Here is a 17813-nt window from a genome sequence, read left to right as displayed (position 1 = left end):
CTTCTCTTGCCTACCGCCTGAATCTTGTTATATTGCGTAATCTTCTACTATAGTTTAGTGTTGTATTATTGCAATGTCTTTGCGAATAATGATGTTTTATTGCGTATATTGTGATCAATCTGAAAGGGGCAGTTCCAATGAAGCATGCCCAGTATTATGAGCCGTTCGATGGAGATATTCTGGCAGGTATCGGAAATTCGCCGATCTCACCTACCAGGGATTTTCACATCCATGACCACTATGAAATTTTCCTGTTCTTCGGCGGCAAGGTGAACGGTTTTGTAGATCAGTTCAGCTATCCCCTGCAGCGGGGCAATGTCCTGTTGTTCAACAATCACGAGATTCATAAAATCATCAATTTATCTCCGGAGCCCTATGAACGGTTGACAATCCATTTCAAAGCTCCACTTGTCTATCCCTTCTGTACCGCAACTACAAATCTGCTCGCTTGTTTCCAGAACCGCCAGCCCGGAGAGCATAATCTCGCGCAAATGGATGAACCGCTGATTGCAGAGTATACAGCCCTTGCTTCCCGCCTGATTGAGACATTAGAGAATCAGCAGTACGGGAGCGAAGTTCTGGCTCTGACCTACCTGGTTCAGATCCTCGTCCTCATCAATGAGCTGTACAGCCGCACCCGATCTACCGTGCCCAGCATCATTTCCTCACATATTCAATCAGCCATGAGCTATATCGACAACCACTTGCATCTAAATCTGTCACTGGAGCAAATCGCTGGAGAACTGAACGTCGATAAATATTATCTCAGCCATCTGTTCAAACAGCAGACAGGCGGAACCATCTACCGTTACGTCTTGCTCAAAAAAATTGCGTTATCCAAGCAGCTCTTGTCCGCCGGGAACTCCGTATCCGATACCTGCTATCTGTCCGGCTTTAACGATTATGCCAATTTCATCCGTACCTTCAAGAACATCACGGGCATTCCACCCGGAAAATATAGTAAAAGAAGCTGAGCTTTAAAACTCAAATTCAAGGATTCTTCAAAAAAGATGCAATCGCTACTGCGGTGAATAGTTGGACTTCCGGCCGCTGTTTTCCTAAGCACTCCCCCGCCTCTCCAAATCTATAAAGAACCTGGCAGCCCGCTTAATGCAGCCTGCCAGGTTCTTTGAAATGCTACTTACAAATATCCCAGCAGATTGGAGATAACTTGCGCACCTTCGGCACGGGTCATCGTCTCTTGTGGCGCGAATTGCTTATTGCCGCGTCCCTTGATCAGTCCCGACTGTTCGGCGATGTTTGCTGCGTTCTTCGCCCAGTCATGAATCTGGGAATAATCACTGAACGATCCTACAGCAGGTTCATTGGTCTCGCTTCCCTGCAAATATTCATAAGCACGAACGATCATCACAGCCATTTCCTCGCGGGTAATGCTCTGATCCGGGGCGAACGAATCCGCACTGCGTCCGAGCACGATACCCGTTCCGCTAACAGCTGCAACGGCTTCGGCATACCAGGCTTTGGAATCCACATCACCAAATGTTGAATGGCTTCCTGCCTTAAGCCCAAGCGCGCGTGCAATCATAGCAGCGAATTGTGCCCTAGTTACATCCCCTTGCGGATTAAACTCCGTACTGGAAATGCCTTCAATAATATGCTTCGCAGCCATGGTCTTAATCACATTGCTGGCCCAGCTGTCACTGCTTACATCTGTGAACAGCTTATCGTATTCCAGGACTGCATACTGGCTGAAATGCCGTATTTCAGCAGTCCATTTACCATTAGTCAACGTTCCGCCCATGAATTCAAGCGCACCATTTGCAGAAACATAGTAGCTACCGAGCAAGCTTATATTGGCATCCGGATCTACGTTGAACGTAAGTGTCAACGGTTTATCAAAAGCAGTTACCGTTACAGCAGTGCCGTTGGCAGCAACAACCTCCAAGCTGAAGTTAATCACATCACTTGCCGCAGATAAATGTACGGAACCATTAACAGCCCGATTATTGATTAACTGTTCCACAGCATCTCTGGATACCTTCACTGCTGAGAGCTTAATTCGCGCCCCCTCCGTTTGACCTCCAGTAGCTTTTTCTTGAATGCTCTTCAGCACTTCTGGGGTCAGATCGATAGCAACCTTACTCCAAGCCAGACGTAGAGTGTTCTCTCCGATGATTCCTGATAGTCCTGCTGGAAGGAGCACGGATTCTGTAGCTTCAGTGAGCTGAACCGTTATTACTCCTCCAACCGGTGCCGTGAAATCCTTTCGATCAAGAACCTTTTCGGTCTGCAGCAGCGGTGTTGGCGTTGGGGACGGGATGACTGCTGGTGTCGGTGCTACCGTCCACACTGGTGCTTCCGTTGGCGCCGGCGTAGATGTTGGTGCTGTTGTTGGCTCCGGTTCCGGCGTCGATGTCGGTGTTGGTGTTGGTGTTGGTGTTGGCGTCACTACCGGAGGTTGCTCTGCTTCGCCCACTGTCACGGTTCTAGTCACTTCGATAGCCGCGTTGCCCGCCGCATCACTCACATTATAATGATAGGTGTAGATGCCTGCCGCCTTAGTGTCCAGTGCCAGCACATTCTCCTCATTCTTCGTAATCGTTGCTATAATAAGCTCCGTAATGTCGCCGTCACGGTCATCTACCGCTGTGGCTCCGGCATCCATATAGCTTGCGCCATTTTCCAGTTGAATGGACGGTTCACCAAGCAGTGTAATCACCGGCTTCATTACATCCGGATCAAGTGCAACGACTACTTTTCTTGTCACTTCTTCAGCCTCATTGCCCGCAGTATCGCTGACATTATAATGGAAGGTATAAATATCAGCTTTCGCTGTATCGAGAGCAGTCAAACCGTATACTTCACTGCTAACTGTTGTAGTTATACGGTCTGTAATATCACCATCCTTGTCATCATAAGCAGTCGCTCCTGCATCTGTATATTCAGAACCGATGTGCAAATTCACTATTGCATCACCTAACAGAGTAATCAAAGGCTGAACAGTATCCGGTTCCGGCAGCTTGATTGTTCCGCTCACCGAACTGTCCGCTGTGGCCTCTCCCTTACTCAGTGATACCGTAAAGCTGAAGCTGCCGTTAGTCTCATCGGTTGCTTCTTGGAAGGAAGACAAGGTAATCTCACCGATCGTAACTCCGGTATCATTGAGACCGGGCAGAGCGCCTATCGTCTGCAGCAGCCAAGTCTGGACAGCTTCTTCGCTGTTTGCCACTTCCTTCTGCACGCTGTATACCGCACCTTCTATGATACTCTTAGCCTCATTTACAGCCTGCTCATTAGCAACACTGGCTTTATCTCTAGCTACAGCCACATAGCTGATCAATGCAGCCTGATTGCCTGAATACGTATTGTTTATTGAGTATTTCACAGTACCGCTCACCGGAAGCGTGAAGTCATAGTTAATCATAGCGCCACTAGGACCTGCGACGAGTCCGGTTCGGACCGATTTGGTCACTTCTTTCCCTTCAGCGTCGATATAGCTAAGCGTAATATCCATCGTGCGGTTGGTGTTGTTCCACCAGTCCCGATGGAATGACGTAATCGTATATTTGCCTGCGTTCAAAGGGAGCAGGTATACAAGTGGATTATTTTTTGTATCCGAACCATAAACACCTGTCTGACTTTTATCAGAAGGAACTACAGCACCACCAAGCCCCTTAAGGAGGTACTTAGTACTGGTATGCCCCCATACCCCATTGCCTGTCGAAGGCTGATCCGCCTTGTTATTAAGCAAGCTGTCACCTACAAAATCCTTGATTAATGTATACGGCGGCGTGATACCGTCCACCGATACACCAGCATCGAGGAAGTATAAGAGCCCCTCCGGCACCACTTCCACATAACAAGTTGTTTTCAGATTTCCATAAGTGCCGGTTACAGCTACCCGTTCATACGGATTGTTGAAGCTGGCCGCATTTACATTCCACTTTACTGATACCAGCAATTTGGATCCGTCTGCCCGAGTGGCTTCCACCTTGTCTGGAAGATCCGGCAGTTTTCCGGCATAAGTAGCCAAATCCTGAGGAGCGACAAGCTCCCGTATATCTCCCGTAGTCAACTGGTTCTGGGCGGAGATCAGGCGTGCTTCAAGCTGAGTAACTCCTTCCTGATCCAATTTGTATAAAATAGGATTATCCAGTGCTCCCTGTGCATCGCTCTGTGCATCTACGAAGAGCTGCCAGTCTCTGTCCGAATATTCATCCTGTTTGTTCATTTCTTTCGCGGCTGTTACCGCCGCCTGAAGAGCAGCAGTATCTACAGTACCAGTTACTTCCCCGGAAACAACCGCCACCGCGTCGACAACCAAGGTGCCGCTTACCACCTTTATCTGCACATGGTGCTGGCCATATTTAAGCCCGCGGAGTGCGTACGTCTGGTACAGCTCCTTGGAAGCTACTGTATCAGCCAATAGAGCAATAACTTTTCCGTCCACCGTTACCTCAAGCTTCGCCGATCCGTTATTCGCTCCTAGAATATCCAGTCCGGTGCCTTCAAACGTATATTCCATTGCAGCGTCTACAGCCTGGCTGGTAGAAAGAGAACGCTGGTAAATGTACATGCCCGCTCCATTTATATGGCTCCACGACCCGGTATATATCAGTTTAGGGTTCGGAGCAGCTGCCAGGTCATACATCTCAAGATTGTCTAGAAGCTCTGAATAATACGGCGTGTAGCCCTCAACCTTCTCCACCTTCAAATTATCGAAGCGGACGTGATAGTAGCCGCTGGCCAGATCTACCCGGCCGGACAATTCAGGAGTAGGGTCGGTATAGGAAGCCAGCTTCACCCCATCCAGATAGGCAGTCACTTTATCACCTGCAACCTGAACGGCAATATTATGCCATGCGTCATATGCGGTATCGAATCCGTCGATCTTCACGCCGCCGGAACCGTTCGCGGCATTTCCGCTCGCAACTGCGCTATTGTTGACCAGCAGCTGCCAGCCGCCGTCGAACCAGAATTTCAGCACATACGGTGTACCGGTTATGGAGTGGGAACTGCCACCTCCCTGATAACGGGCGCCTATCGCAGCATAATTGGCTCCGCCCTGAGTATTGTTTGTTTCGAACGATACATCAACACTGGCCTTGTAGTTCATCCACCGGTTGTCGCCGATGGCCGTTACGGGATCTCCGCTGTTCCATGTGCCGCCAAGCCCCATGGTTCCCGTGTCCAGCTGCTGCCGCAGGACATAATTGTCTGAACCGTCCGGAAGATAGGCCTCAAATGCCCCGTTGCGGTCATGGGTATAACGCGGGATAACGCTTTGGGAACCGCCGCGGGATTCGATATAGCTCTGGGTACCCTCAGATTGACCGCCTGCACCAATCTTCACAACAGTCTGCTTGGAATAGTCAAAATCATCAGCGTACAGAATGTTGTCCCCAGTACTGTGTCCTGCTCCTGTAGCATCAGTATCCAGTACGGTACGCTCGCCTTCTACAGGCAGCGGTGTATTATATTCTTCTTTGTCCTTGTTCTTCAAAGTAGACACAGTCACGGTCGAATACGGTTTAACCTTAACGGTATACACCCCGCTGCCATCAGCAGTGGCATCACCGAGATACTGCATATAATTGCTGTTGAACGCTTCTCCTGCATCAGCGGCACGGGTTTCCCATACTTCCATGGATGGATTACCCGTATAAGCCATATTGACTGTCTGCAGCTTGTAGATTTTGGAATACTCGCTATCGTTCACGATAACCGTCGAGAAATCTTTTTTATCAGGTGCTGCAAGGGTTATATAGCTAGGGGAACCGTTGCGGCCGCTGACCGGATTGGTGCCTGTCGCACCTGTAGAGCTGGCTTGAGGAACCGCTCGCCAGATCCCAGCAGTATTATCCTCGTTCTCCCAGCCTACATTCGCAAACCAGCTGTAATGCTGCAGAGTGACAAGACCCGCATCATAATGAATCCATCCCGACCACGGATCGCGCATGCTGACCAATTCCTTGAAGGAATATTGTCCGCCTTCATAAAAGGAACCAATGGCTGGCTGGTAAATAAAGTGTGTCCGGCGGGAGTTAACGAATCCTTTAATAATCGTGTTACTCATCTCCAGCGGACTGCCGACACCACCAATGCCGGTTCCTGCCACTGTAGGATCTTTCATATTGTTGTTGGGACGGAAAGAGGAATTACTGAAGGTAGACTGCGCCTCGCTGTTCCAAACCTCAATATCATATTGTTCTGCAAGTTTTTTGAAATTGCCTGCGCTGTCGTCGTCCGTGTTGTAGTGGTATCCAGCGATCGGCACAGCTTCCCGCAGAGAAGGATCACTCACCATACTGGCACCGAAGCTGCCAATCCCGACTTCATCGGATATCACAGACTTGATCCGGTTGTACAGTTCCCGCTCTTCGGTGCTGTTGAAGCCTTCGCTGTCAGTCTTGACTCTCTCAGCGTACTGTTTGGTCCACGCCAAATCTGGAGCGTGCTCGTTGATATAAGGATTAACGTAATCGGCCATATAACCGTATTCACGATAAGCGGCCAGAATGGTTTTTTTGTACCAGGTATAGATTTTGTCGTTGTTATTCGCCCAGGCCGGAGCACTCCATCTCAGGATGCTCACTTTAAGATCAGGGTTCACTGCCTTGGCATCTGCGGCAAGCTGGAAGCCGGGATGCCGGGTAACATTTGCCTCTTCATCGGCCGTACGCATAGTCGCCGGGTCAGGTCCCGTGGAGTTATTGCGGTCATTGCCCATCTCGATTTTCACATGCGTCATGAGCGGATGTTCTCCACCGAACAAGATCTGTAGCATTTCTGCATAAGCCTCTGGATACTCTGACTTATAGTCCATCAAAAGCGCACTGGTGCTGTTAGCGCTTAGTACGCCAAATCCCTTGAATGTGAGGCCGTTGACATTGTCAGCTTGGATATCGTTGCCGTCAAGCAGAACCTTGACCATAGAAGCTGCGCTCTGTGTAGCCTCTTCGATCTGTTTCTTGATTCCGCCCTTGGCAACGGCGAACCAGCTCAAAATAGGTTTTTCGTCAGCAACATAGGCGTAAGTCAACGTCATTGGACTACTAACGTCAATGTCTCCAGGAATGGTGAATTCGCCGGAAATTAGTTTAGTCACATTAGTGTTGAACTGGTCAAACAAGATGTTCTTGGTTGCCCCGCTAGCATCCTTATACTCGATCTGAGGACGTATTACACGGGAGCGGCTGCCGTACCAATCATGGAAACCGCTGCTGAGCGTATAGGTTCCAGCTTCAAGCGCTTTTAATTTATACACGATATGATTGCTGGCAGGGTCGGCACGAAGTCCGACAGTCCATAGGGACGGATCGGTGGCTGGATCGGTAAGTCCCCCGTCTTTGGAATTCTTGACCTTGTTTACGGAATCATCAAATCCCCAGTCCGCCGTACCGCTGATATACTTCTGGTCGGGTGACTGGTTGAGCAAATCGCTGCCGCTCAGCGTGCGGACCGCTTCGTACAGCGGCGAGGAAGTAGGCCCATTGCCTACGGAATCGCCCCCTCTACCGCTATCCACAAAGTAAACCAACGGATTACTTGCGGGCGGAATAACTTCAACACTGGCTACGACCGGCCCCCCGTTTGCTGTACCGCTGACGGTCACGGCATCGTATGGCACGGCAAAGGTATCTGCTCCAATATTCCAGTTCACTGCTGTGCTCTGGCCTCCGATATCAATGCTGGCTGGCAGCGTTGTATCTGCAATTGTTGTAGCCCCCATATGGGCGGCAGCGTAGATAGAATTTACGGTAGCAGCAGAGGCTGCAGGCAGAGTGAATGCCGGAAACATCCCAACTACGAGCGCAGTAGTCATCGTTATTGAGAAAAGCCTTTTTCGAAAGTGCTTTCTGTTCATTCTCTTCTCCTCCTTTGATGGCCAATAATAAAAGAAAGCGTATTCATTTTATTGTTAAATGAATAATTACTAGAGTTATACAGATCCCTTTGACTTATAAAAAAACCTGGCAGCCTATGAAGCATGCAACTGCCAGGTCAAATACGGTTCTAGCCCTTAATGCCCGATGCTGCAACACCTTGTACAAAGTACTTTTGCAGAGCCAGGAAAACAATTACAACCGGAATAATGGACACCACACTCGCGGCCATAATCAGGCCATATTCGGCGGAATATTGCGAGATGAACATTCTTAGTCCGATTTGGATAGTCTTGAGTTTCGTATCTGTCAGATAAATCATTGGCCCCAGGAAGTCATTCCAGGTGGCGACGAAGGTGAAGATCGTCAATGTAGACAAGGCTGGCTTGGACAGCGGCAGCATGATTCGCGCCCAAATTCCATATTCGCTCAAGCCGTCAATACGGGCAGCTTCGCATAATTCATCCGGAACACCTTGATAGAACTGGCGCATCAGAAATACTCCAAATGCCGAGAATGCCTGCAGCAGTATGATTGCCAAATGCGTATTGTTAAGTCCCATGTAACGCATCAGGATAAATTGCGGCACCATGTAAGCCTGCCAAGGGATCGCAATCGTTGCAATATATCCAAGGAATAGAATGTTTTTTCCCCGGAAATGCAGTTTGGAGAACGCGTACGCAGCAAAGCTGGAAGTCAGTAGTTGTAGAATCGTTACGATAATCGATAGTTTCGCCGTATTGTAAATAAAACGGCCCAGCGGAATGCGTGTCCAGATATCCGCGAAATTCTCCCAGCGCGGATTCTGTGGAATCCACTGCATTGGGAAGGAAAAGACATCTTTGTTCATCTTGAGTGAAGAAGACAACATCCATATATACGGAACCAGCATCGCCAGTACTGTCGCAAACAACAAAATATACACAAGAACCATAATGCTGATTCGAAGTCCTTTACTTTTACCAACCATATCTTTTGAATCCTCCTATTGTCCGTATTTCTTCTCGCCGCGGAACTGGACGATGGTGATGCCAAGTACCAGCAGAAACAATACAATGGCCATGGCGCTGGCATATCCGTAATCAAGCGAGCGGAACGCCGTATTGTAGATTTGATACACCATAACCCTTGTAGAATCATTCAACTGGTTATCGGCGCCGGCAAATAGGTTGATAAAGATATCGTAGACTTTGAACGAATTGATGACTAGAATCATCAGAACAAAGAAAGAGGTAGGCGCCAGTTGAGGGACCGTCACATTGCGGAATCTTCTCCACGCGCCCGCACCATCAAGTTCAGCAGCCTCATACAATTCAGGGTTGATGCCCTGAAGACCTGCCAAGTAAATAACCATGTAATAACCCATGTTTTTCCACACTGTAAACAGTATTACTGTGAACATCGCCCAGTGTTTATCCGCTGCCCAGCGGGGAAGATCCTCCAGCGGGATACCGGTAAGGGTATGCAGGATATTGTTGATCGGACCCATCGTAGGACTGAAGATAAAGTTCCATACGGCAGCAACGGCTACCAGGGATGCTACATAAGGGAAAAAGAATACGGTTCTCATGAAATTGCGGGCCATTATCTTCTGATTAAGCAGAATCGCCAGCGCCAGCGCGACAATCATGGTGAACGGTACTACGCCAATAGTGTAAACAATGGTATTCCATAATGCTTTGTGAAATGTTGTATCTCTGATCAACCGGGTGAAATTGTCCAGCCCGATAAACTTCATTGGATTGGCCCCGTCCCATTTCACAAAAGCAAGGATAAAGGCAAAAAACATAGGTACCAGTGTAAACAGGGCAAATCCGATAAAGTTCGGCGCAATGAAGCTGTAAGCTACCAGGTTTTCCCGGACACCTTTTGACAAATGACGTTTAGGGATCTTTTTTGTACCCAATATGGTTTCGTTCTGCATTCTTTCTCCTCCAAACCTTCTAAAACTTTCCCCACAAATCTATACTTTTTAATATAAAAGGCGGGCTTTCACCCGCCCTTAGAACCGGCTCTCTTAAGGTTAATTATTCAAGAGCTGCTGTACGCGAGCATTCATATCATCCAAACCTTCGTCAATCGAAGCATTTTTAGTCATAATATTGTCATGCGCTTCATTCAAAATAACTTCGATGTCTGCGCTCTTTTCATGCATAGGCATTTCCAGATAAGTCTTAACAGTAGTCAGTGCCGCTTTGCTGTTCTCATCCGTAGGGAAGCCCTCGATGGAAGTAATGGAATTGATAACTTCATCATTCTTAATCGCTGGAATGGTTCCGGTGGAAGCAATGACTTTAGCGCCTTCTTCACCAGTCACGAATTTCATGAAATCAAGTGCGGCTTCTTTATGTTTGGATTTCTGATTTACAGCTAGGGAAGTAATTGTACCCAGGGTTGTACCGGCTTCCACACCATCCGGATGAGGGTATTTCGCAATGCCCCAGTTAGCCGATTGGGACTCGCCACTCTTCACTTTCTCAATCTGTGTAGCGATAAACCAGCTGCCCATGTTCATAGTAGCAACGGAATTATTGTAGAATACGCCAGAATAGTGCGTGCTTGAAGTCTTCAGTGTGGCGTAATCCATTACGATGCCGTCTTCCTGTTCTTTCAGGATCCGCTCATAGGTTGGCTTCAAGAAATCGTAGTTTCCGTCAACAACAGTGTTCTTGCCGTCCAGAATACCGAACAGTTGAACCGCACTACGCCAAGTATGGTAGTGAGCTCCGTACACTTTTTCAGAACCGCTGCCGGAAGTCATTTTTCTGGCCAACTCATCATATTGCTCGAATGTCATATCATTGCTTGGATATTCCACGCCTGCTTTGTCGAACAAATCTTTATTGTAGTAGAGAATCCAGAAATCGCTGCGGAAAGGAAGCGCATACACCTCATCGTTCACTTCGATTTGTTCTACAGTACCTCCATATACCGAAGGATCAATAGCGTTGCCACTCATAAAGCTTTTAAGCGGCTCTAGGTGATTCTGTTTCACAAGGTTCGAGTAGCCCGGAATATCTTTAATTGTAAGTACGTCCAGATCTGCGCCACCGGACAGTTGTGTGCTTAACATGGTCATATAGTCCGTCGACCCCAGATCGACATATTCGATTGTTACATTCGGATGCTCAGCTTTATAGGCATCGATTAGCGGCTTGTAGTAAGCGGTAGCTTCCCAATCCCACAAGGCCCATTTCAAAGTCACAGGCTCCTGGCTCGGTTCAGCGGAAGCGTTTGCAGAATTCCCCGTTGCTGGAGCTGTCGTTGCAGCAGCACCTTCGTTGTTGTTATTACCAGAACATCCAGCCAACAGACTCATGGAGAATACTGTGGCGAGGGTTATGCCATAGAATCTTTTCAGTTTCATTTAAATATCCCCTTTTCTTCTGATTGTGTAACTACGATCGGCTCTTCTGAGCTTAGTTCAAAGTTTATAGCTTTTTTCGCAAGAATGGCATGCATTATCAAACAAAGTTCATTCACTTTTCTGTGTTCTTCTTTCCTGCTCCGGTTCAAACCTGTAATTTTCTATCTAAAACATGTAAAATATTCAGCTTATGTACCTCCCCCTGTATCGGAACGCAGGAATATGCTATGGTATATGAAAACGCTTTATATGTTTTCACATTTTGTAGAGGAGTGTTAAATACGGTAAGAAAATCCACCATTAAAAGTCGCATTATTCTGCTCATGGCCGTATTCGCACTGCTGATAGCGTCGCTGTTGTCTTTTTTTAGCTATGAATTAATTACTTATTATCAGCGTAAAACAACCATCCAGGCGACCGAGTTCAATCTGCAGCTGGTATCCCATATTATTGAACAGGATTTAATTGATCTGTCATCGCTGGCGATGACCTGCAGCACTAACTCTTCTACTAATACCCTGATTACAGACTACTTCAGCTCACCTAAGGCTAGCTCTAAGGAAGCAGTTAATGTATTCAACTCGATGCAGCAGGACTTCCTGAACAACCGCTCCAACAGCTATGCCCGCCGTCTGATTGTTACGGACAGCAACGGAAAGTTTCTGCAGGTGGATAAAACCGGCACCTCTGTTCCGCTTACCATACACAATATCGGTCAAATTACCGGCCTTAGCAATGATGCCGAGGAGAAATGGGACCGGGTGATCAAGGACCCGCTGTCTAATACGAACGGGATTCCATTTGTTTTTCCTATTTACGGCAAAGGGGCTTCCCGGGTTGGAACGGTGTACCTGTTAGCAAATACCACTGTTATTACCGACAAGCTGAAAGGGTACTCCCTGCCGAAGAATTCCCGGCTGCTGCTGACGCTCGGCAATCATCATTATCAGCTCATCGGCGATCAGGTCATCGCCATTGCAGAGCCGTATGAACCGGTGGCCTATACCAATGATAAACCTGTCGGTCCGCAAACTGAGCTGTCCATGGTCAAGCTCGAGGACGAGAAAGAGAGCCATATCGTGGTATCTTATCCCGTCCGCAGCGGAGTCATTCTGTCACAGACTTTATCCAATGACCTGTTCGCTCCCAAGACAAATATATGGATTCTGGTTATGCTCGGCGTCTGTCTCCTGGTTATTGTCTTAAGCGCTATCATTACGCTGTATCTGACCCGTACCATCAGTCTTCCGGTGGAAAAACTGAAGAAGCGGATTGATAAGATCGCCCAGGGCAATTTCCTGCTGGACCGCAATATCGAATGGAACAGCGAGCTTGGCGATGTCGGCCGGGGCATTAACCGCCTGTCCCAAGATATCGTAGCGCTTATGGACAGCCGGCTCGCTGACGAGAAACAGAAGCAGGAGCTGGAATACCGGATGCTGCAGAGTCAGATCAATCCCCATTTCCTGTACAACACACTGAATTCGATCAAATGGATGGCTACAATTCAGAATGCTACCGGCATCGCGGAAATGACCACTTCACTATCCAGACTGCTGCGCAGCATCGCCAAAGACAACCGTAGACTAATGCCGTTGAAAGATGAGCTGAGCCTGCTGGATGATTATTTTCTAATTCAGAAATACCGCTATGGCAGTACGGTCTCTATGGTAAAGGAGATTGACAACGAGGAACTGCTAACCGGCCTAATTCCACGATTCACGCTCCAGCCCCTGGTCGAGAACGCCATCTTCCATGGCATCGAGCCCAAAGGCAGAGGAGAAATTCTCATTAAGGTGACCAAAAGTGGATTCGCCGATATTCTAGTTACGATTGAAGACAATGGTGTAGGGATGAAGGAAGAAGAAATCTCCACGATTCTGTCGAATCCAGGTGATGGAAGCAAAGAAATGCCCGAGAATATTGGACTCCGCAGCGTAAATGAACGTTTGCGCCTGGCATTTGGGGATAATTACGGTCTTTCGATTGAGAGTGAGTCGGGCCAATATACCCGGATGAAGATTCTTCTGCCGTTCCTGCAAAAGGAATAGAGTAGCATATCAAGCAAGGATGTGATGGAATTGATCAAGTTGTTAATTGCTGATGACGAGGCGCTGGTCTGCATCGGCTTGCAGTCCATGCTGAAGTGGGAGCAATATAATATAGAAATTGTCGGCATTGCACACAACGGGGCTCAAGAGGAAGAAATGATTGACACCCTACGTCCTGACATCGTAATCAGCGATATAAAAATGCCAATTAAAAGCGGCTTAGAAGTTGCCAATGCGGTACGCAAAAAACACGGCCGGCTTCCGCTGTTCATCATCTTAACAAGCTACGAGGAATTCGAATACGCGCGTGGAGCGATTGAAGTGCAAGCCACAGATTATCTAGTGAAGCTAGAACTGACACCAGAGGCACTTGATGCCTCGATTCGGAAAGCAATTTCCCAGTTGGAGGCTTTTCAAACCCTAGACAGCTATCCCATGCTTGCTCATAGAGGCAATCTACAAGCTCAACGCGATAAATTTTTCATCCGCCTGTTCAATAACTTATTCGCAAATAAAAACCAGTACCTTTTGCAGAGAGATGATTTAAACCTTGAGCTCAAGGAACCTGCTTATCTAGTCTGCACTTGCCGTATTTTGGGGCCAGACAGTGTCCCGCCCCGCGGCGATAAAATGGTTGCTCTGTGTTCAAGTACCGTCCAAATGGCCAAAGATACGCTTACTTCCATAAGACCTTGTTATGTGAGCAGTCTGGACTTGCGCAATTTTGCTGTAACCCTGCCCGTCAACGGGACGGATTCACGGCAATGGATGCCTGAGATTGAAATGCTATTGACCCATATGGCCTCCATACTCCATAACTACTTCAATGTAAGGATCATCGGCGCGATCGGCTTTGCGGTCGAGGATCCTTATTTGCTGCGGGAAAGCTACCTCGCTGCGCGAAAAGCGCTTCCTGCTGCGGTTAAAGCACAGTCGTTTGTGTTTTTTGCCGAAGGAGAGTCGCTGGAGCAGGATCATCTGTTGTTTGATTTCTCCGAATTGCGTACAGAGATCCGCCGTGCTTTTGAAGAAATGGATACCCAAGCTTTATACGCCATTATCTCCAAAATGATCGAAATCTTCGACGGCCGGGCCGACCTGCTGGTTCCCGCCACTGATGCCGCCTGCAACATTCTGTACATGGCCACTTCACTGCTCGCAGACGGTGAGAACATTGTGGAACAAATTTTCGAAAATGAACCGGAGGGCTACCGGGCTATCTACCAGATGCATACGATTGAAGAGATCGCTGGCTGGCTGATCCAGTTCCGGGACGGTTGCTCAGACATCCTCTCTACCCGCAGACAAAGCTACAAGGAGCAGCTCGTCAAAAATGTCCAAGAGTATATTAAACGAAATCTCGGAACTAAGCTCTCGCTCAATCAAGTGGCTGATGTCTTCAATTTCAGTCCCAACTATCTAAGCCACCTTTTCTCCAAGGTTGCCAAGGTCAACTATGTGGAATATATCACGGAGATCAAAATCACGACAGCCAAAGAAATGATGGCACGTGGGGAAGGTCGCATCTACGAAATCTCACAGAAGCTGGGATATGAGAGTGCCTTCTATTTCAGTAAAGTTTTCAAAAAGGTAACCGGAATTTCCCCCAGGGAATACATGCAGCAACTTAAAGCAGATTCACCATCTGACCGAAGCCTCGGAGTGAACAACCGTTCTTGAGATCAAGAGATTATTAAGAATAATCCCACTTCGCAAAAATAAAGCCAATAAATCTGCAAGGAGCAGGCTCTGTTCCTTGCAGATTTATTGGCTTGCTATCACCCTCAGCAGCATCCCTAAGTATCACCCTTATTCCTGCAATTTTTTTATTTTTATTTTTAAACTAGCAAAATGCTAATACTCCGGTCTTTCTGCCCTAAAAGTCTACCAAAAAACCGCTTACGAGACACTTTCCCAGCTATTAAGACTGCTGTTCCCATATTGACTTTTCAACATATAGTAATTAAAATAAACAACGCACACTAAATATAGTATAGATACGATTTTTCAGTATTTATAGCTTATCCATTCAGTTTTCATACTATTTTCAATAGTTTTTAATATTTACAGGGGGACAGACACCATGCTAGTCGCGTATGATTCAAAAACAGGAAATGTCAGACGCTTCATCAGCAAACTTAAGTTGCCGGCTGTGCAGATTGAGGAGCATATGACGATTGATGAGCCCTATGTGCTTATTACATATACCACCGGCTTTGGACAGATTCCAGAAAAGGTGTCTACTTTCTTGAAGAACAATAATGCCAATCTGAAGGGCATCGCCGCCAGCGGCAATAAGAACTGGGGCGAGCTGTTCGCGCACAGCGCGGACTTGATTGCAGATCGGTATAACGTGCCCGTTATCGGTAAATTTGAGTTATCGGGTACATTTGGCGATGTAGAACGGATTAAACAGGAGGTGAGCCGGGTTGCGGCATATTGAATTAAACAACATGTTGATGAAGAGAGACGAAAGTGGCTTCTTTCAGCTAGACAAAGATCTTGAGGCAGTAGCCGAATTTATGCGGGATGTAGAGCGGCGGAGTCTGGTTTTTGCGAATACAAAAGCCAAGGTTGATTATATGATTGAACAGGATTTCTACGAGAATTTTTATGAACAGTACAGCACGGCGGAAATTGAAGAAGTCTACCAGATTACCCACGCCTACAACTTCAGTTTTCCATCTTATATGGCAGCTTCGAAATTCTACACGGATTACGCTGTAAAAACCAATGACCGCAAACAATATCTGGAGCATTACCCGGACCGTGTGGCGGCAGTCGCCCTTCACCTGGGACGCGGCAATGCCGATACTGCGGGGGTACTTGCCCGTTCGATGATGGAACAGCGCCTGCAACCTGCGACACCAACCTTCTTAAATGCCGGTAAGAGCCGGCGTGGTGAGCTCGTCTCCTGCTTCCTAATCGAAATGGACGACTCGCTCAATTCCATCAACTATGTGCTGAATACCTGCATGCAGTTGTCGAAGATCGGTGGCGGTGTGGCCGTTAACCTATCCAAGCTACGCTCCCGTGGTGAAACTATCAAGGGTGTTGAGGATGCTGCGAAGGGAATTATACCTGTACTTAAGCTGATGGAAGACGGCTTCTCCTATGCAGATCAGATGGGTCAACGTAAAGGATCAGGAGCAGCCTATTACAATATTTTTGGCTGGGACGTTCTGGAATTCCTCGACAGCAAGAAAATCAACGCCGACGAAAAAACAAGACTCAAAACCCTGTCCATCGGCCTGATTATTCCAAACCGCTTCTATAAGCTGGCGAAGGACAATGAAGCGCTGCATGTATTTGCTCCTTACAGTGTGTACAAAGCCTACGGCACGCATCTCGACGATATGGATCTGGATGACATGTATGATAAGCTGCTGGCCGATCCACGTGTCAAAAAGAAGAAAGCTATGAGCGCACGGGATATGCTGACCAAAATTGCCATGATCCAGCTGGAATCTGGCTATCCATATATCATGAACAAGAGCAATGCCAATGCGGCCCATGCCCTGAAAAACGTCGGTCAGATCAAAATGTCCAACCTTTGTACTGAAATCTTTCAGCTGCAGGAGACCTCAGAGATTGCCGACTACGGACAGGAGAGTACAATCCGCCGCGATGTAAGCTGCAATCTGGCTTCCTTGAACATTGTTAACGTGATGGAACATGGCAAAATCCGTGAATCCGTACATGAGGGCATGATCGCCCTGACCGCTGTTAGCGATATGACCAGTATTTCCAATGCCCCAGGCGTAGCCAAAGCAAACAAGGAAATGCACTCTGTCGGTCTTGGCGTCATGAATCTGCACGGCTATCTGGCTAAGAACAACATTGCTTATGAAAGCGAGCAGGCCCGCGATTTTGCCCGGACCTTCTTTATGACTATGAATTTCCACTCGCTAGAGAAAAGCATGGAAATCGCTGCCGCAACGGGCCGATCTTTCCATGGATTTGAGGCTTCTGATTATGCTACGGGAGCTTATTTCGAGCGTTACCTGACTACTGATTACCGTCCAGCTACCCCAAGGGTACAAGAGTTATTCGGAGATATTTATATCCCATCCCCAGCAGACTGGGAACAATTGCGGGATGCGGTAAAAACAAATGGCCTATACCATGCTTACCGTTTGGCGATTGCGCCAACGGCCAGCATTTCCTATATCCAAAACGCCACTTCAAGCGTTATGCCGATTGTTGAGCAGATTGAGACTCGGACTTATGCTAATTCAACTACTTATTATCCGATGCCGTACCTGCGGCCGGACAATGTGTTTTTCTATAAATCGGCTTACCAGATGGACCAGTTCAAGGTAATCGATCTGATCGCGGAAATTCAGCCCCATATCGACCAGGGTATCTCGACCGTTCTGCATGTTAACAGTGATGTTTCCACCAGAGAACTGGCCCGCTCCTACCTGTATGCGGCGCATAAAGGCTTGAAGTCGCTGTATTACACACGGACCAAAAAGCTGTCCGTCGAGGAATGCCTCACCTGCTCGATCTAAAAGGAAGGCTATAGCCGCAGAAAAGGAGATTGCA

General features: G+C 47.7%; 9 protein-coding genes. 5 read left to right on the top strand and 4 right to left on the bottom strand.

Features of this window, described 5'->3' with window-relative positions:
- Positions 1-137: 137 nt before the first annotated feature.
- Positions 138-974, top strand: a complete 837-nt coding sequence (locus tag NSQ55_RS06980; protein ID WP_339172198.1) for an AraC family transcriptional regulator — start codon at positions 138-140, stop codon at positions 972-974.
- 167 nt (positions 975-1141) lie between these two features.
- Here NSQ55_RS06980 and NSQ55_RS06975 read toward each other — a convergent pair whose 3' ends face one another.
- From NSQ55_RS06975 to NSQ55_RS06960, 4 genes are all read right to left on the bottom strand, one after another.
- A complete protein-coding gene (locus tag NSQ55_RS06975) occupies positions 1142-7828 on the bottom strand; it encodes an S-layer homology domain-containing protein (RefSeq protein WP_339172195.1) in 6687 nt (2228 codons plus the stop codon).
- Positions 7829-7977: 149 nt separating this feature from the next.
- Positions 7978-8817, bottom strand: coding sequence for a carbohydrate ABC transporter permease (locus NSQ55_RS06970; RefSeq protein WP_081383301.1), 840 nt, complete (start codon positions 8815-8817; stop codon positions 7978-7980).
- A 15-nt stretch (positions 8818-8832) separates the two neighbouring features.
- Positions 8833-9771 (bottom strand): sugar ABC transporter permease, encoded by a 939-nt coding sequence (locus tag NSQ55_RS06965; protein ID WP_036675858.1) that lies wholly within the window; start codon positions 9769-9771, stop codon positions 8833-8835.
- 99 nt (positions 9772-9870) lie between these two features.
- On the bottom strand, positions 9871-11214 hold the full coding sequence (locus tag NSQ55_RS06960) for a sugar ABC transporter substrate-binding protein (protein WP_036675860.1): 1344 nt from the start codon (positions 11212-11214) through the stop codon (positions 9871-9873).
- A gap of 227 nt (positions 11215-11441) precedes the next feature.
- Here NSQ55_RS06960 and NSQ55_RS06955 point away from each other — a divergent pair, with 227 nt between their 5' ends.
- From NSQ55_RS06955 to nrdE, 4 genes are all read left to right on the top strand, one after another.
- Positions 11442-13265, top strand: a complete 1824-nt coding sequence (locus tag NSQ55_RS06955) for a sensor histidine kinase (RefSeq protein WP_081387872.1) — start codon at positions 11442-11444, stop codon at positions 13263-13265.
- 30 nt (positions 13266-13295) lie between these two features.
- The gene (locus NSQ55_RS06950; RefSeq protein WP_076185377.1) at positions 13296-14945 is read left to right on the top strand and encodes a helix-turn-helix domain-containing protein; all 1650 of its coding nucleotides are present in this window, start codon (positions 13296-13298) and stop codon (positions 14943-14945) included.
- A gap of 403 nt (positions 14946-15348) precedes the next feature.
- Positions 15349-15708 carry a class Ib ribonucleoside-diphosphate reductase assembly flavoprotein NrdI gene (gene nrdI, locus NSQ55_RS06945; protein WP_036675861.1) on the top strand — a complete coding sequence of 120 codons (360 nt, stop codon included), beginning with the start codon at positions 15349-15351 and terminating at the stop codon, positions 15706-15708.
- Positions 15695-17779 (top strand): class 1b ribonucleoside-diphosphate reductase subunit alpha, encoded by a 2085-nt coding sequence (nrdE, locus tag NSQ55_RS06940; RefSeq protein WP_339172188.1) that lies wholly within the window; start codon positions 15695-15697, stop codon positions 17777-17779. The genes nrdI and nrdE overlap by 14 nt, the downstream gene beginning before the upstream one ends.
- Positions 17780-17813 lie beyond the last annotated feature (34 nt).

The sequence above is a fragment of the Paenibacillus sp. FSL H7-0943 genome, assembly GCF_037963265.1.
GTDB lineage: Bacteria > Bacillota > Bacilli > Paenibacillales > Paenibacillaceae > Paenibacillus_AQ > Paenibacillus_AQ odorifer.
Note: the sequence above shows the minus strand (reverse complement) of the source record. Positions and strands in the feature narration are given on the sequence as shown.